The sequence below is a fragment of the Olsenella uli genome (assembly GCF_016899935.1).
Classification (GTDB): Bacteria; Actinomycetota; Coriobacteriia; order Coriobacteriales; family Atopobiaceae; genus Thermophilibacter; species Thermophilibacter uli_B.
Map to the genome: position 1 here is coordinate 58,754 of NZ_JACJJK010000004.1, position 15,798 is coordinate 74,551.

Here is a 15,798-nt window from a genome sequence, read left to right on the forward strand (position 1 = left end):
CGCGCCTCTCAGGGCCCCACAAGCGCTATCATCGTTCGGTCCATGCAGTTTTTGGCATCGGCTGAGTGAAACTACGCCCTTACAGGGAGGATGTGCGCGTGGCAAAGAAGAACGACTACGGCGGGGAGTCCATCAAGATCCTCGAGGGCCTCGAGGCGGTCCGCAAGCGACCGGGCATGTACATCGGCACGACCTCGGCCTCGGGCCTGCACCACCTGGTGTGGGAGATCGTGGACAACTCCGTGGACGAGGCCATGGCCGGGTTCTGCACCAAGATCAAGGTGACGGTCCACCCGGACAACTCGATCACCGTGGACGACAACGGCCGCGGCATCCCGGTGGAGAAGCACCCCGTCAAGAAGATCCCGACCCTCGAGGTCGTCCTCACGATCCTGCACGCCGGCGGCAAGTTCGACAACAACGCCTACAAGGTTTCCGGCGGCCTGCACGGCGTGGGCGTCTCCGTGGTGAACGCCCTCTCCAAAAAGCTCGTGGCGCAGGTGCGCCGCGACGGCAAGGTCTACGAGATGGTCTTCGAGCGCGGCAAGACCGTTCAGAAGATGAAGGAGGTCGGCACCTCCAAGGCCACGGGCACCTCGATCACGTTCTGGCCGGACGAGGAGATCTTCGAGACCACCACCTACAGCTACGATACCCTGCACGACCACCTGCAGGAGACGGCCTTCCTCAACAAGAATCTCAAAATCACGCTCGTGGACGAGCGCGAGCTCGTGCCGCGCACGGACGAGTTCTGCTACGCCGGCGGCATCGTGGACTTCGTGAAGTTCCTCAACGCCGAGAAGGACATCCTGCCCGGGCTCTCCCGCCCGATCTACATCGAGGGTCGCTCCGCCCCGGACGCCCCCGAGACCCAGATGGGCGAGGTCGAGGTCTCCATGCAGTGGAACACCGGCTACTCGGAGCACACCCTCTCCTTCGCCAACGACATCTTCACCGAGGAGGGCGGCATGCACCTCGAGGGCTTCCGCACGGCCCTCACCAAGGTGATCAACGACTACGGCCGCCGCCAGAACATCATCAAGGAGAAGGACGCCAACCTCACCGGCGACGACATCCGCGAGGGCCTCACGGCGGTCATCTCCGTGAAGCTGCCCGACCCGCAGTTCGAGGGCCAGACCAAGGCCAAGCTCGGCAGCTCCTACATGCGCACGCTCACCAACCGCATCGTGTCCCAGGGGCTCGCGGAGTACCTGGAGGAACACCCCAACCAGGCCAAGGAGATCCTGAAGAAGGCCTCCCAGGCCGCCAAGGGCCGCCTCGCCGCGCAGAAGGCGCGCCAGGCCACGCGCCGCAAGAGCCTGCTCGAGAGCGCGGCGCTGCCCGGCAAGCTCGCCGACTGCTCCGTGCGCGACCCCGAGATGACCGAGCTCTTCATCGTGGAGGGCGACTCCGCAGGCGGCTCGGCCAAGGACGGCCGCCGGCGTGACATCCAGGCCATCCTGCCCCTGCGCGGCAAGATCCTGAACGTGGAGCGCGTGGGCGACCACCGCGCCTTCTCCTCCGACACGATCCAGGCGCTCATCACCGCCATCGGCACCGGCGTGACCACGGGCTCGGGCGAGGGCGGCGACTTCGACCTCTCCAAGGCGCGCTACCACAAGATCATCATCATGACGGACGCCGACGTCGACGGCGCGCACATCCGCATCCTGCTCATGACCTTCTTCTACAAGTACATGCGCCCGCTCATCGATGCGGGCTACATCTACATCGCCACGCCGCCGATCTTTGGCATCAAGGTCCGCAACAAGATCCACTACGTCTACCCGGACGGCAAGACGCCCGAGGACGAGATCCTCAACCGCTCGATCCGCGAGCTGGGGCTCAACCCCAACGAGGAGGACGAGGCCGACGTCAAGTCGCAGGCCGCGATCAAGGGCTCGGGGCGCCGTCGCAAGGGCTACTCGGTCCAGCGCTACAAGGGCCTCGGCGAGATGGACCCCAAGCAGCTGGCCTCCACGACGATGGACCCCAAGACGCGCATCCTGCAGCGCGTGACCATCGAGGACGCCGCCATGGCGGACCGCGCGGTGCGCGAGCTCATGGGCAACCAGGTCGAGTACCGCCGCGACTACATCGAGAAGCACGCGCACGACGCCCGCTTCCTGGACGCTTAACAACCGATAAGAGAAAGGCCACACGTGGCAGACGATAAGAACACCAGCTCCGAGATGCCGGAGGACCTGCGCCGCCTGCTCGCGCGCGCCGAGTCCGACGAGGGCGCCGACGTCTACGTCGAGGACGACGCCGAGGAGGCTGACGAGGACGTCGACGACGGCGAGCTCGAGGAGAGCTTCGGCGCCAACACGCGCGGCGAGGACGCCGGCGAGACCGACATCAACGGCGGCCAGCTCCAGGTCAGCGAGTTCGGCTCCGAGATGAAGCAGTCCTTCATCGAGTACTCCATGTCCGTCATCACCGCCCGCGCCCTGCCGGACGTGCGCGACGGCCTCAAGCCCGTTCACCGCCGCATCCTCTACGCGATGAACGAGTCCGGCATCTTCCCCAACCGCCCGCACAAGAAGAGCGCCTGGACGGTCGGCGAGGTCATCGGCAAGTACCACCCGCACGGTGACTCCGCCGTCTACGACACGATGGTTCGTCTTGCCCAGTGGTTTTCCATGCGCACGCCGCTGATCGACGGGCACGGCAACTTCGGCAACATCGACGGCGACGGCGCCGCCGCCATGCGCTACACCGAGAGCCGCCTGGCCAAGCCGGCCATGGAGCTGCTGCGCGACCTCCAGAAGGACACCGTGGACTGGCAGCCCAACTACGACGAGTCCCTCGCCGAGCCCGTGGTGCTGCCCGCGCGCTTCCCCAACCTGCTGGTCAACGGCTCGTCGGGCATCGCCGTGGGCATGGCGACCAACATCCCGCCGCACAACCTCGCCGAGACCGTGGAGGCCACCTGCGCCTTCATCGACAACCCGGACATCACGGTCGACGAGCTCATGCAGGTCATGCCCGGCCCCGACTTCCCCACGGGCGCCGTGATCATGGGCACCGACGGCATCCGCCAGGCCTACGAGACCGGTCGCGGCTCGATTACCATCCGCGCCAAGGCGCACGTGGAGTCCACCAAGACCGGCCGCAGCCGCCTCGTCTTCACCGAGATTCCCTACCAGGTGAGCAAGGGCACCCTGCAGGAGAAGATCGCCCAGCTGGTCAACGAGAAGCGCATCGAGGGCATCTCCGACATGCGCGACGAGTCCACGCAGAAGGGCATCCGCCTGGTCATCGAGCTCAAGAAGGGCATGGTGCCGGAGGTCGTCCTCAACAACCTCTACAAGTTCACCTCGCTGCAGACCACCTTCGGCGTGAACAACCTGGCGCTCGTGGACGGCGTGCCCAAGTGCCTCTCGCTGCCTGAGATCCTGCGCCACTACGTGGACCACCAGGTTGACGTGGTGACTCGTCGCACGCGCCACGACCTCAAGAAGGCCCAGGCGCGCGCCCACATCCTCGAGGGCTACCTCATGGCCCTCGACCACATCGACGAGGTCATCTCCATCATCCGCTCCTCCCAGACCGACACCGAGGCCTCCCAGCGCCTGATCGAGCGCTTTGGCTTCACGCCCGAGCAGACCCAGGCCATCCTCGAGATGCGCCTGCGCCGCCTCACCGGCCTCGAGCGCGACAAGATCGAGGAGGAGCTCGCGGGCCTGCGCCGCGCGATCGCCTACTACGAGGACCTTCTCGCCCACGAGGACAAGATCCTCGGCGTGATTAAGGACGAGATGCGTGAGATCGCCGCCAAGTTCGGCGACAAGCGCCGCACGGAGATCGGCGGCGCCGTGAAGAGCCTCGACGTGGAGGACCTTATCGCCGACGAGGACATGGTCGTCACGATCACCCACACCGGCTACATTAAGCGCATCCCGGTGGCCACCTACCGCTCCCAGAAGCGCGGCGGCAAGGGCGTCCAGGGGCTCTCCCTCAAGGACAACGACTTCGTGGAGGACCTCTTCGTCGCGAGCACCCACGACTACGTGCTCTTCTTCACCAACTTTGGCAAGGTCTACCGCCTCAAGGTCCACGAGCTGCCGATCGGCAGCCGCCACGCGCGCGGCTCGGCCATCGTGAACGTGCTCTCCCTCGCCGAGGGCGAGCACCCGGCGGCCGTGATCACCTGCCGCGAGTTCCCCGCCGACGAGTACCTGATGTTCGCCACCCGCGACGGCATGGTCAAGAAGACGGCCATGAGCGAGTACGACAAGAGCCGTCGCGACGGCATCATCGCCATCAACCTGCGCGAGGGCGACGAGCTGGTCAACGTCCGCCGCGTCCGCCCGTCCGACAAGGTCATCCTCGTCTCCACGGACGGCAAGGCGATCCTCTTCGACGAGTCCGAGGTCCGCTCGATGGGCCGCAACACCTCCGGCGTGCGCGGCATCACGCTCAAGGGTGACGCGCGCATGCTCGGCATGGAGATTACCAACGGCAACGGCGACCTGTTCGTCATCACTGAGAACGGCTACGGCAAGCGCACGCCCGTCTCCGAGTACCCCGAGCACAAGCGCGGCGGCCAGGGCGTCTACACGATCGCGATGACGGCCAAGAAGGGCAGCCTCGTGGCGTGCCGCGTGGTGGGTCCGCAGCACGAGCTCATGATTGTGTCCGAGGAGGGCGTGGTCATCCGCGTGAAGTCGGGCGACGTGAGCCGCCTCGGCCGCTCCACGCAGGGCGTCAAGGTCATGAACATGGTGGCCGGCGACCGCGTGAGCGCCGTGGCCCGCATGGTGGCCCGCAAGAAGAAGGCCCCCAAGCGCGACGAGAACCAGACGACGCTCGACATCGACGCTGCGGGCGCGAGCGGCCCGGACGAGCCGGACAGCATCGACATCGGCGGCGACGAGCAGATGGACGACACGCTGCTCGACGACGAGGAGTAACGGCGACGGGCGCCCGCAGATCATCCTGCGGGCGCCCGTTTCGCCTAACTTGCCTAAAAGGGGTCAGACCCCTTTTAGGCAACTATTCGGCGTCCTGATCGCCGGGCGCGACGTTGAAGTCCTCGGGCGAGAGATTCTCCACGAAGGCGTGGAACGCCTCCAGCTCGTGGGCCACCTCGTCCTTCTCGACCTGGCGGAAGTCGGGCATGGCGGCGGCGTCGAGCACCGCGTCGTCGGCGTAGACGGGTACGCCCTCGCGCACGGCCAGCGCCAGCGCGTCGGAGGGGCGGGCGTCCAGGAAGACGCGCTCGCCGTCGGCGCGGTCGAGCACGACCTGGGCAAAGAACGTGGTGCCCCGCACGGACACCACCCGGACCTCCACGCAGGTCGCGCCGAGCGCGGAGATCGCGGAGGCGAGCAGGTCGTGCGTCATGGGCCGCGCTCCCGGTCGGCTCAGGGTGCCCATGGTGATGGCGGTCGCCTCGAACGTCCCGATGCGGATGGGCAGCTGGCGGACGGCGCCGTCCTCGGCTCCCTCGCCCGTGCGCAGCACGACGAGCGACGCGACGGCCCCCTCGCCCACGATCACGCTCTCGATGTCCATTCTCCGCAGCGACACGCGACTCCCTCCCTGTATACGCTCGGATATCCTACCCAATCGTCGGCGTTTCGCAACCAGCGTCGCGCCCCCGTCGAGAAATTGCAAAAAAGTCGTTGACCGGAGCGGGGCACCTGTGTAATATATCTCCTTGCGTTGGGCCTGTAGCTCAGTTGGTCAGAGCGTCCGGCTGATAACCGGGAGGTCACAAGTTCGAACCTTGTCAGGCCCACCACTTCCTGACAATAGTCGCCCCAGCGTTAGCCGAGTCGCCGCTGGGGCGATTATTCTTTTCCGGGGACGTAGCTCAGTTGGGAGAGCGCGGGCTTTGCAAGCCTGAGGTCGTGGGTTCGATCCCCATCGTCTCCACCCGTACCGCCGCCGGGGCCTGAGGGCCCCGGTTTTGTTTTGACGCGGTTCCAAAAGTCGCCGCCCTTGTTCCGAGGCGTTCCAGGAAATCGGTCCCTTGTCCGAGGTCCTTCTCGGATTTGGCGCCCTTGTCCGCCGAGAAGGGCCTCGGCTGGGACAAGCCCGCGATTATTCGGAAGAATTTGGTGCAAGGTCCCGCTTTCCCGGAGCCTGCGCTGACAAGGGGCGGCATTTCCGGATCGCCCTGCGACAAGGGCCCATTTTTCTAGAACACCCTGCGACAAGGTCCCGAATTCCCGGACGTGCCGCCGCCCGCCGCCGGCTGCGGTATCATCGCAGCAGCAACCCGAGCGAGGAGGACGCATGGCCGAGAAGAACGAGCTGCTCGAGGGCGTCTCGCCCGAGACCGACGAGCTGGCGAGCACGCTCATGGGCGACGCACTGGACCTGCTCGCCGCCGGCGACCCGTTCTGCGTCCTTCTCGCCGTGCAGACGTCCGACGGCGCGGTCCAGAGCTACGAGTTCGAGGACGACGGCCCGGAGGCCTGCCTCGAGGCCGCCCACGCGCGCGTGGGCCAGGTCCCGCACGCGCGCCGCTACGCGATCGTCTACGAGGGAGCCGTCGAGACGGACGGCGCCGGCTTCCTGGACGCCCTGCTGCTGGAGTTCGGCGAGCGCGGCTACCGCAGCTACTCCGCCTACTCGCTCGTGGACGGCAAGGGCGCCGGTGATGGTTTCACGTGGACCGACCCCGCGCCGGCCGGCGAGGTGCCCCCGCTGCTGTAAAGTACCGTATGGCGAGAAATACGGACCGCCGGCCGAGAAGAGCCGGCTCAGCAGAACCGAGAGGGACCCATGCGCCAGGAGAACATCAGGAACATCGCGATCATCGCGCACGTCGACCACGGCAAGACCACGCTCGTTGACCAGATGCTCAAGGCGACCGACGCCTTCCGCGAGAACCAGCAGGTCCAGGACCGCGTGCTGGACTCCAACGACCAGGAGCGCGAGCGCGGCATCACGATCCTGGCCAAGAACATCTCGATCGAATACCAGGGCGTGAAGATCAACGTCATCGACACGCCGGGCCACGCCGACTTCGGCGGCGAGGTGGAGCGCGTGCTGCGCATGGCCGACGGCGCGCTGCTGCTCGTGGACGCCGCCGAGGGCCCCATGCCCCAGACGCGCTTCGTCCTGCGCCACGCGATCGACGCGGGCCTGGCCATCATGATCGTGGTCAACAAGATCGACCGCGAGGGCGCGCGTCCGGAGGCCGTGGTCAACGACTCGCTCGACCTCATGGCCGACCTCGGCGCCACGGACGATCAGCTCGAGTTTGCGATGGAGCACGTGATCTACGCCTCCGCCGTGAACGGCTTCGCCCGCCTGGACCCCAATGACGGCAACCAGGACATGTTCCCGATGCTCGACATGATCGTGAACGACCTGCCCGCCCCGGACGTGGACGTGGACGGCCCGCTCGCCATGCAGTGCGTGACGATCGACCACTCCGAGTACGTGGGCCGCATCGGCATCGGCCGCATCTACTCCGGCACCATCCACGACGGCGACAAGATCCTCGTGGTGAAAAACGACGGCTCCCGCGCCATGGGCCAGGTCAAGCAGCTCTTCACCTTTGACTACCTGGGCCGCAAGGAGTGCACCGAGGCGCAGGCCGGCGACATCGCGGCCGTCGTGGGCATCGACTCCACCGACATCGGCGACGTCTACACCGACCCCGAGAACCCCGTGGAGCTGGAGCCCATCGAAATCGACCCGCCGACCCTCTCCGTGGTCTTTGAGCCGTCGACCTCCCCGCTCGTGGGCCGCGAGGGCGACATCGTGGGCGGCCGCCAGCTCAAGGAGCGCCTCATGCAGGAGCGCGAGAACAACGTGACCATGCGCATCGAGGAGCTGCCGGACAAGACGGGCGTCGAGGTGGCCGGCCGCGGCATCCTGCACCTCTCGGTCCTCATGGAGACCATGCGCCGCGAGGGCTTTGAGTTCCAGGTGGGCCGCCCGCGCGTGCTCTTCAAGAAGGACGCCAACGGCGCCATGACCGAGCCCGTGGAGCAGGCCGTGGTGGAGTGCCCCGGCGAGTACTCCGGCAAGGTCATCGAGGTCTTTGGCAACGCGGGCGGCACCATGACCAGCATGGACGCCGGCACCACGCAGACCCACCTGGAGTTCAAGATCCCCACGCGCGGCATCATGGGCCTCAAGAACCGGATCCTCAACGTCACCCACGGCGAGGCCGTCTTCTACCACACGTTCCTCGAGTACGGCCCCTACGCCGGCGAGATCGGCGTGCGCCAGAACGGCGCGATGATCTCCATGAGCACCGAGAAGGCCGTGGCCTACGCGCTCGGGACGCTGCAGGAGCGCGGCCAGCTCTTCGTGGGCCCCGGCGATGAGTGCTACGAGGGCATGCTCGTCGGTGAGCGCTCCAAGCCCGGTGACATGGTCGTCAACATTGCCCGCACCAAGAGCCTGGGCAACCAGCGCTCCTCCACCGCCGACATCGCCGTGCAGCTCACGCCGCCGCGCACCTTCACGCTGGAGGAGGCCCTCGAGTACATCATGGACGACGAGCTCGTGGAGGTCACGCCGCAGAGCGTCCGCATGCGCAAGCGCATCCTCAACGAGACCGAGCGCCGCAAGTGGGCCGTCCGCACCGGCAAGGTCAAGAAATAAAAGGGGACGGGTTTTCTCGCTCAGAGAATTTGGGACGGGTCTGGGGCGTGTCGTGCAGCGCTCCGGGCCCGTCCCCTTTTCCACTACCGGCGCTTCGAGCGGCGCCGCGTGACGCGCACGAGGCGCACGGCCCGGCGCACCGGCGCGCTCACCTTGGGGCCCAGGTCAACGTCGGCAGGCGTCCGCACGTCAAAGCGCAGCGACCAGCGACGGAGTCCCATGGTCACGGCGACGCACAGCGCGCTCGCCCAGAGCTTGTTGAGCGAGAGGAACATCACGGACACGTAGTAGGCGGCGCTGCCCGCGAGCGCGCACACCGCGTAGAGGTTGGAGCGCTGGAAGATCCGGGGCACCTCGCCGAGAAAGACGTCTCGCAGCATGCCGCCGCCGACGCCGGTCATGATGCCCATGAGCAGGCACGAGGCCGGCAGGAGGTGGTGCACCACGGCCTTGTCGGTGCCCACGAGCGCGAACAGCGCCACGGCCACGATGTCGAGCCACTCGAGCAGGCTGCCGGCGCGGTCGATGGGCCTCGGGAAGAAGAAGGCGACGAGCCCCGTGGCCACGCTCGCCGGGATCGCGAACGGCGACTCCAGCATGTAGACGCTGCCCACCTGCATCATGACGTCGCGGATGAGGCCGCCGCCGAGCCCGCAGAGCAGCGCCAGTCCCACGAAGCCCACCGCGTCGAGGTGACGGGACCGTGCGACGACGACCCCGCCGGCCGAGCCCACGATGACCGAGGCCAAATCGACCCAGGTGGGCAGCGAGACCGCAGCCAGCTCGGGGCTGTAGGTGGTGAAGATCTCCAGCACGCGCCCTCCTCGGGCCTCTCGTCGTTTCCGGCGTCCATTGTAACGTGGAAAAGGGACGGTCCCCTTTCCACGTCGCGGGTGAGAAATTTCCCTCGACCGCGCGTGCGACATACGCTATACTGACCGCTGCACCATTTCATGGAGAGTTGTCCGAGTGGCCGAAGGAGCACGATTGGAAATCGTGTAGGCGCCTAAAGCGTCTCCAGGGTTCAAATCCCTGACTCTCCGCCAGAACTTGCTCGCGGCGCCTTCGGGCGCCGCGTCACCCTTCGGAGGGGTGGCAGAGTGGTTGAATGCGGCGGTCTCGAAAACCGTTTACCCCTTCGGGGGTACGAGGGTTCGAATCCCTCCTCCTCCGCCAGAGCTCGTACGGACCGGTCCCCCGAGGGCCGGTTTTTTGTTACATGGGCCCGCCACGCCCGCGCGCCGATGGGGTACGCTACGGGAAGGCACGGCAAGCCGAGGGAGGATCCACGATGAATGACGCCGAGCTCGAGGGCTTTCGTCCCACCAGGTACTTCGCGCGCTCGTGGGCCCTGCTCACCCGTGACCGGGGCTGGATCAAGCCGGTCCTCGTGATGGTTGCGGCGACGCTGGTCCCCGTCGTGGGCGTGATCGGCGTGATCGGCGCCATCGGCTACGCCGTCGAGTGGGCGCGCCTCACCGCCTGGGGCGTCACCTCGTCCCCCAAGCAGAAGAACGTGCAGGTCGGCGCCTGCATCGTGAGCGGCTGGCGCGTCTTCGTGGTCGTGCTGGTCTGGTCGCTCGCGTGCGGGCTGATCTCCGCGCTGCTCGCGGCGGTGCCGCTCCTTGGCCCGGTGCTGGCGTTCGCGTGGATGATCTTCTCGATCCTGCTCAACCTCATGGTCATGGTCGCCGCCCTGCGCGCCACGATCTACCAGCGGATCGGCGCGGGGCTGCGCGTCTCGGTCATCTGGCAGATGGTGAGAAGCGACGTTGACGGCCTCATGAGGATCTTTGGCATGCAGGTCGTGGGCGCCGCCGTCAGCGCCGTGGCGTCCTTCGCCATCAGCCTGACCACCCTCGCCGCGCTGTTCCCGAAGATCCTCTACTACGCCGACTACGTCACCGAGTTCGACGCAATCATGTCGGACTCCATGAAGATGTCCCTCTTCTTTGAGATTCTGGGCTCGCTCTTCTCGGTCATCGGGCCCGCGCTCGTCGTGATGGCCGTGGTGGTCGACATCATCTCCGTGGTCATGATGCTGCTCGGCTACACCGCCGTCGGGCTGTGGATGCGCCAGTTCAACGTCCCCGCCTGGGGCCGCGAGGAGGATCCGCTGCCGGGCTCCGTGCCGCCTGCGGGGCCGGCGTACGGCGCGGGAGGCCCGTACGCGGCGCCCCGGCAGCAGCCGCAGGCGCCGACGTCGGCGCCGCAGCAGACGCCGCCGGCGGGCCCCACGTCCTTCTCGCCCGCCGGCCTTCCTGGCGCGCAGGATGCCGAGAAGAACCTGCCCTAGCGGCCCGTTCGTGGAGATGCTGTGGCCCCGCGCGGTCCCGCGCGGACCGTGGCGCGCGGAAACGGTGCCTCTGACCTCGGGCGTGCAAGCCAGCTGACGGCTGGCCGGACGACATCGGGAGGATTGGTGTCAGGTCCGCCCGCTAGCATCCCCTCCAAGGCGATGTGTGGAAGGTTTCAGCAGCTCGGAAAGATATGCTATGATGCTTCGCCGAACCTTTCCTGCTCCGGGCGACCTTCACGACCCGGGGCCATGAGCCCAGAGGAGGTGAAACACATGAAGGCCTATGAACTGCTGTATTTTGTCGACCCCACGTGCAACGAGGAGACTCGCGCCGCCGTCATGAAGCGCATCGAGGTCGCGCTCGGCGAGACCGGTACGGTCGACAGCGTCGAGGACTGGGGCAAGCGCAAGCTCGCCTTTGAGGTCGACGATCTCACGGAGGGCGACTACACCCTCATCAACTTCCACGCAGATCCCACGGTGATCGCCGAGCTCGATCGAGTTCTGCGCATCAACGACGCCGTCAAGCGTCACATGATCGTGCGCCGCGCCGACAAGGAGTAGGCATGGAAGAGCGGGCCGCGAGGCCCGCACGAGAGGGAGTGAGACCATGAGCATCAACAGGGTGAACATCTCGGGCAACCTCACGAGGGACCCGGAGCTGCGCATGACGGGCAGCGGCACGCAGATCCTCGCGTTCGGCGTGGCCGTGAACGACCGTCGTCGCAACCCGCAGTCGGGCGAGTGGGAGGACGTTCCCAACTTCATCGACTGCGTCGTCTTTGGCGCCCGCGCCGAACCGCTCTCCCGCTTCCTCTCCAAGGGCTCGAAGGTTGCCGTCGAGGGCAAGCTTCGCTACAGCTCCTGGGAGACGAAGGACGGGCAGAAGCGCAGCAAGCTCGAGGTCGTCGTCGACGAGGTGGAGTTCCTCTCCTCGCGTGGCGGCCAGCAGGGCGGCGGTGCCCCCGCGTTCCAGCAGGGCCAGCAGGCGGGCGCCTATCAGCAGGCCCCCGCGTACTCCGCCCCCGCGCCCGCAGCGCCGCAGCCCTCCTACGGCGCGCCCGTCCAGACCCCGCCGTCGACCGACGTCTACGACGAGGACATCCCGTTCTAACCATCCGGCGGCCCCGGGCCGCCAACAGAAAGGCAAGAAGACATGGCTCAGCAGAAGCAGGATTTTCAGCGCCAGCCGCGTCGCAAGTACTGCCAGTTCTGCAAGGAGGAGACCGAGTACATCGACTACAAGGATGTGCAGCTCCTCCGCAAGTACATGACCGACCGCGGCAAGATCAAGCCGCGCCGCGTCACTGGCGCCTGCACGCAGCACCAGCACGACATCGCGCTTGCCATCAAGCGCGCCCGTGAGATGGCGCTTCTCCCCTACACCGTCCCCGTGGTCTCCAGCCGCGGCGGGCGCAACCGCGGCTAGCCCGCGGCTCTGATCAGAGCGCAGGCCATGGCCGGCTGGACGGACAACCGCCGACCCCCGGCGCCCCACGGCGTCGCGGGGGCAGCGCGCGAGGAGCGGGGCATCGTGCCTCGCGGCCAGGGAGGGGACGAGCGGCGCTCCGCGCTCTCGCTTCCCGCCGGGCTCTTCTTCTGCGCGCTCGGCGGCGCGGTGGCGAGCTCGACGCTCTCCTTCGTCGGGCCCGCCCTCGTGGCGTACGGGTACCTGCTCGTCGCCCCCGAGGGCGGTCGTCGCGCCCGTCTCGGCTGCCTCGCCGCCACGCTCGTCCCCGCGGTCGCCCTGGGCCTCGCGACCGGCGTCTCGACTGCCGCCTCGGCCGTCGTCGCCAGCCTCGTCGCCCTGGCGGTCTGCGAGATGACGGCCTCCCGCCGCCTGACCTCCGGCGCGCTCTGCGCCACGGTCGGCCTGGCTGCGGCCGCCCTTCTCGCCTCGGACGAGCTCGTCGCCCTGGCCAGCGGCTTCACGCTGTCCGACGGCGTCCGGGCCCTGCTCGACGCCTACCGGCAGCAGCTCGCCGGCATGCTCGTCGGCGCGGCCGACCAGGTCGACCTGGTCTTCGCCGCCGTCGGCCTGCTCTGGCCCGTCGCGTACGTCCTGGCGGCGCTCGCCTCGTGCGTCTCGACGCTCGTCGGCACGGCCGTCGCGGCCTCGCGGGCGGGAAGCCCCGTCGAGCGCCCGCTGCGCCTCGCGGAGTTCGACGTGCCCCTGTGGGTGGTCGCCCTCCTCGTGGCCTCGGTCGCCGGCATCGCCTTGGCGGTCTCCGTTGACGGCACGGTCTCGCAGGTCGCGCTCGCCGTCTCGGCGAACGTGGCCATGGCCGTGAGGTTTGCCCTCACGGCGCAGGGGCTCGCCGTCCTCGCGTGGCTCGTGCGGGGCAAGGGCCTCGGGACGGTCGCCTCGACGCTCGTGGGCGTCGTCGCGCTCTATCTGGAAGTACAGTTCGTCGTATTGACCGTCGTCGGCCTCGTGGACGTCTGGGCCAACTTCCGCCGCCTCCCGCGAGGCGCGCGCTCGGCCGCTGCGGACGCGGGCACGACGACGAAGGACTAGCGGCCGGGAGACCGGCCGAACGAAGGAGTGTCTCATGAAGGTCATTCTCTTGAGTGAGCTTCGGGGCAAGGGCGGCGAGGGTGACGTCGTTGACGTCGCCCAGGGCTTCGCGGAGAACTACCTGTTCCCCAACAAGATCGCCCAGCCCGCCACCCCGGGCAACATCAAGCAGCTCGAGGAGCGTCGTCACAACATCGAGAAGCGCGAGGCCGAGCGCATCGCCGCTGCCGAGGCCACCAAGGCGGCCCTCGACGGCAAGTCGGTGACCGTCGACGCCAAGATCGGCGAGGAGGGCCAGCTCTTCGGCTCCGTCACCCCCGCGCAGATCGCCGATGCCATCCAGGCCCAGCTCGGCCTGGAGGTCGACCGCAAGCGCGTCGGCCGCGGCAACAACATCAAGACCTCCGGCAAGCACGCCGTCGAGGTCAACCTCTACCGTGAGATCACGGCCACGGTCAACGTCCTCGTGGGCGTGACCGAGGAGGAGACCGCCGAGGCCGAGGACGAGGCTGCCGCCGAGCCCGAGGTCGAGGAGGTCGTCGAGGAGTCCGCCGAGTAGCTCGGGCACTTTTCGACGCACCTGTTTCTGAGCTGCGGGTTTCTACAATAACCGCAGGTCAGCGCGAGGTAAGCAAACGCCCCGGTCAGCACGCGTCTGACCGGGGCGTTTCTGTGGGCCTTTGAGAGCATACCACTGTCTACCTGCGGTTTTGTAGCTCGCGGGGAGCGCCCGGCTGCGCCCGTCGGCTCCCTCCGCCACGTTTTCTCCGCGCGCGGAAATGTTGAAAACCAGTCGAAAACATGGCCAAAGGGCGAGAAAAAAAGTTGTTGAAAACGTTGAAAGAGAGCAAACTCCCCGTTCAGGCCACACGGATTTGCGACGCTCAGTGTAGAAGAGCGCCCGCCGCCAAAATGACCCCTTGACAACCGCCGAGAAGACGCGTCCCGCCCATGTCGCGTCCTTCTCGCCCGGCGCGCTAGAATGGTCAGACGCGAGAGAGCAGGAGGAGAGGACTTGAGCGACTACGACGTCAACCCCACGCGCATGACGGTGGAGAGCGGCGCGGCCATGCCCCAGGACGTGGAGGCCGAGGCCTCGGTCCTCTCCGCCATGATGGTCTCGGCCGACGCGCTGCAGGAGTGCCTGATCGCCCTCGAGCCGGACGACTTCTACCTGCCCTCGCACCGCACGGTCTTCACCGCCATGAGGGAGATGTTCGACAAGAACCTCCCCGTGGACACCATCTCCCTCGCCGACTACCTCAAGTCAACCGGCGAGCTCGAGCGCGTGGGCGGCCGCAGCTTCCTGCTGGGCCTGGGTAACAACTCGCTCGCGCTCGTGGGCTGGCGGCGCCACGTGGAGATGCTCCACCGCGACACCACGCTGCGACGCATGATCAACGCCTCCGCGCAGATCACCGCGCTCGCCTTTGACGCGCCGGAGGACACCAAGGAGGTCGTGGACCGCGCCGAGCGGATGCTGCTCGACGTCACCAACCGCGACGTTCGCTCGAGCGAACAGTCGCTCGAGGAGATCATGAGCGACCTCTACGAGGAGCTCGGCGCCAACGCGGCCAACAAGGACCGCGTGCTCGGCGTCTCCACCGGGTTCCCCAAGATCGACGAGTGCCTGCTCGGCCTGCGGCCGGGACAGATGGTCGTCATCGGCGCGCGCCCGGGCGTGGGCAAGACGTCGTTCGCGCTCAACCTCATGACCAACGCGGCCTTTGCCGGGGCCTCCGTGGCGTTCTTCTCGCTCGAGATGTCCAAGGTGGAGATCGCGCAGCGCCTGCTCGCGGCCAATGCGCGCGTGGGCCTGCAGGAGATCCGCTCGGCGAACATCAGAAACGAGCAGTGGCCGCAGATCCTGCAGGCCACCAACGACCTCTCCCAGCTGGACATCGTGATCGACGACACGCCCGGCACCACCGTGACGGAGATCCGCGCCAAGGCGCGCCGCATCCTGCGCGGCAAGGAGCTCGGCCTCGTGATCGTGGACTACCTGCAGCTCATCTCCCCGCCGGCCGGCCAGCGCCGGGCGGACAGCCGCGCGACGGAGGTCTCCGAGATGAGCCGCGGCATCAAGATCATGGCCAAGGACCTCGGCGTGCCCGTCGTGGCGCTCTCGCAGCTCAACCGTACCGTGGAGAACCGCACCGGCAAGCGGCCGCAGCTCTCCGACCTGCGCGAGTCCGGCTCGATCGAGCAGGACGCGGACATCGTCGCGCTGCTCGACCGCTCGATGAACGAGGACGAGGCCGCGCGCGAGGACCGCCCGGCCATGAACGAGACCACCTTCATCATCGCCAAGAACCGCTCGGGCGCGCTCGCGGACATCCCGCTCACGTTCCTGCCGGGCTCCACCAAGTTCGTCGAGGTCGACAGCTTCCACGACTAGAGATTG

General features: G+C 67.4%; 13 protein-coding genes and 4 tRNA genes. 15 read left to right on the forward strand and 2 right to left on the reverse strand.

Annotated features, from left to right (window positions below; all coding sequences use genetic code 11):
- Positions 1-98: 98 nt before the first annotated feature.
- A complete protein-coding gene (gene gyrB, locus H6A07_RS04640) occupies positions 99-2,138 on the forward strand; it encodes a DNA topoisomerase (ATP-hydrolyzing) subunit B (RefSeq protein ID WP_204813765.1) in 2,040 nt (679 codons plus the stop codon).
- A gap of 54 nt (positions 2,139-2,192) precedes the next feature.
- Positions 2,193-4,916 (forward strand): DNA gyrase subunit A, encoded by a 2,724-nt coding sequence (gene gyrA / locus H6A07_RS04645; RefSeq protein WP_275100604.1) that lies wholly within the window; start codon positions 2,193-2,195, stop codon positions 4,914-4,916.
- A gap of 82 nt (positions 4,917-4,998) precedes the next feature.
- On the opposite strand, the gene H6A07_RS04650 is transcribed toward gyrA, so the two are convergent.
- A complete protein-coding gene (locus H6A07_RS04650) occupies positions 4,999-5,535 on the reverse strand; it encodes a bifunctional nuclease family protein (protein ID WP_342636560.1) in 537 nt (178 codons plus the stop codon).
- 137 nt (positions 5,536-5,672) lie between these two features.
- Between H6A07_RS04650 and H6A07_RS04655 the strand changes: the two genes are divergently transcribed.
- The 4 genes from H6A07_RS04655 (at position 5,673) to typA (ending at position 8,577) form a co-directional block, all read left to right on the forward strand.
- A tRNA-Ile gene (locus H6A07_RS04655) sits at positions 5,673-5,749 on the forward strand.
- Positions 5,750-5,810: 61 nt separating this feature from the next.
- Positions 5,811-5,883, forward strand: a tRNA-Ala gene (locus H6A07_RS04660).
- A 363-nt stretch (positions 5,884-6,246) separates the two neighbouring features.
- Complete coding sequence (locus H6A07_RS04665) at positions 6,247-6,669, forward strand: hypothetical protein (RefSeq protein WP_204813766.1); 423 nt, start codon at positions 6,247-6,249, stop codon at positions 6,667-6,669.
- Positions 6,670-6,738: 69 nt separating this feature from the next.
- Complete coding sequence (gene typA / locus H6A07_RS04670) at positions 6,739-8,577, forward strand: translational GTPase TypA (protein WP_204813767.1); 1,839 nt, start codon at positions 6,739-6,741, stop codon at positions 8,575-8,577.
- Between the two features lie 83 nt (positions 8,578-8,660).
- Here typA and H6A07_RS04675 read toward each other — a convergent pair whose 3' ends face one another.
- Entirely contained in the window at positions 8,661-9,392 is a 732-nt protein-coding gene (locus H6A07_RS04675; RefSeq protein ID WP_342636561.1) for a trimeric intracellular cation channel family protein, read from the reverse strand.
- A gap of 140 nt (positions 9,393-9,532) precedes the next feature.
- On the opposite strand from H6A07_RS04675, the gene H6A07_RS04680 reads away from it, so the two are divergent.
- From H6A07_RS04680 to dnaB, 9 genes are all read left to right on the forward strand, one after another.
- Positions 9,533-9,623: transfer RNA gene (locus H6A07_RS04680), tRNA-Ser, on the forward strand.
- Between the two features lie 40 nt (positions 9,624-9,663).
- A tRNA-Ser gene (locus H6A07_RS04685) sits at positions 9,664-9,753 on the forward strand.
- 115 nt (positions 9,754-9,868) lie between these two features.
- Positions 9,869-10,873 carry a DUF4013 domain-containing protein gene (locus H6A07_RS04690; RefSeq protein ID WP_204813769.1) on the forward strand — a complete coding sequence of 335 codons (1,005 nt, stop codon included), beginning with the start codon at positions 9,869-9,871 and terminating at the stop codon, positions 10,871-10,873.
- Between the two features lie 276 nt (positions 10,874-11,149).
- Positions 11,150-11,440 carry a 30S ribosomal protein S6 gene (rpsF, locus tag H6A07_RS04695; protein ID WP_204813770.1) on the forward strand — a complete coding sequence of 97 codons (291 nt, stop codon included), beginning with the start codon at positions 11,150-11,152 and terminating at the stop codon, positions 11,438-11,440.
- A 46-nt stretch (positions 11,441-11,486) separates the two neighbouring features.
- A complete protein-coding gene (locus H6A07_RS04700; RefSeq protein WP_204813771.1) occupies positions 11,487-11,990 on the forward strand; it encodes a single-stranded DNA-binding protein in 504 nt (167 codons plus the stop codon).
- 42 nt (positions 11,991-12,032) lie between these two features.
- Positions 12,033-12,305 carry a 30S ribosomal protein S18 gene (rpsR, locus tag H6A07_RS04705; RefSeq protein ID WP_072373695.1) on the forward strand — a complete coding sequence of 91 codons (273 nt, stop codon included), beginning with the start codon at positions 12,033-12,035 and terminating at the stop codon, positions 12,303-12,305.
- Positions 12,306-12,332: 27 nt separating this feature from the next.
- Positions 12,333-13,394: a DUF2232 domain-containing protein gene (locus tag H6A07_RS04710; protein ID WP_204813772.1), complete on the forward strand. Its 1,062-nt coding sequence runs from the start codon at positions 12,333-12,335 to the stop codon at positions 13,392-13,394.
- Between the two features lie 34 nt (positions 13,395-13,428).
- A complete protein-coding gene (rplI, locus tag H6A07_RS04715; protein WP_204813773.1) occupies positions 13,429-13,953 on the forward strand; it encodes a 50S ribosomal protein L9 in 525 nt (174 codons plus the stop codon).
- A gap of 486 nt (positions 13,954-14,439) precedes the next feature.
- Positions 14,440-15,792 (forward strand): replicative DNA helicase, encoded by a 1,353-nt coding sequence (dnaB, locus tag H6A07_RS04720; RefSeq protein ID WP_239471084.1) that lies wholly within the window; start codon positions 14,440-14,442, stop codon positions 15,790-15,792.
- The last annotated feature ends 6 nt before the right edge of the window (positions 15,793-15,798 follow it).

Coding starts and splice junctions, on each gene's coding strand:
- gyrA (WP_275100604.1), top strand. CDS start 2,193: ATGCCGGAGGACCTGCGCCGCCTGCTCGCGCGCGCCGAGTCCGACGAG.
- H6A07_RS04665 (WP_204813766.1), top strand. CDS start 6,247: ATGGCCGAGAAGAACGAGCTGCTCGAGGGCGTCTCGCCCGAGACCGAC.
- typA (WP_204813767.1), top strand. CDS start 6,739: ATGCGCCAGGAGAACATCAGGAACATCGCGATCATCGCGCACGTCGAC.
- H6A07_RS04690 (WP_204813769.1), top strand. CDS start 9,869: ATGAATGACGCCGAGCTCGAGGGCTTTCGTCCCACCAGGTACTTCGCG.
- rpsF (WP_204813770.1), top strand. CDS start 11,150: ATGAAGGCCTATGAACTGCTGTATTTTGTCGACCCCACGTGCAACGAG.
- H6A07_RS04700 (WP_204813771.1), top strand. CDS start 11,487: ATGAGCATCAACAGGGTGAACATCTCGGGCAACCTCACGAGGGACCCG.
- rpsR (WP_072373695.1), top strand. CDS start 12,033: ATGGCTCAGCAGAAGCAGGATTTTCAGCGCCAGCCGCGTCGCAAGTAC.
- H6A07_RS04710 (WP_204813772.1), top strand. CDS start 12,333: ATGGCCGGCTGGACGGACAACCGCCGACCCCCGGCGCCCCACGGCGTC.
- rplI (WP_204813773.1), top strand. CDS start 13,429: ATGAAGGTCATTCTCTTGAGTGAGCTTCGGGGCAAGGGCGGCGAGGGT.
- dnaB (WP_239471084.1), top strand. CDS start 14,440: ATGACGGTGGAGAGCGGCGCGGCCATGCCCCAGGACGTGGAGGCCGAG.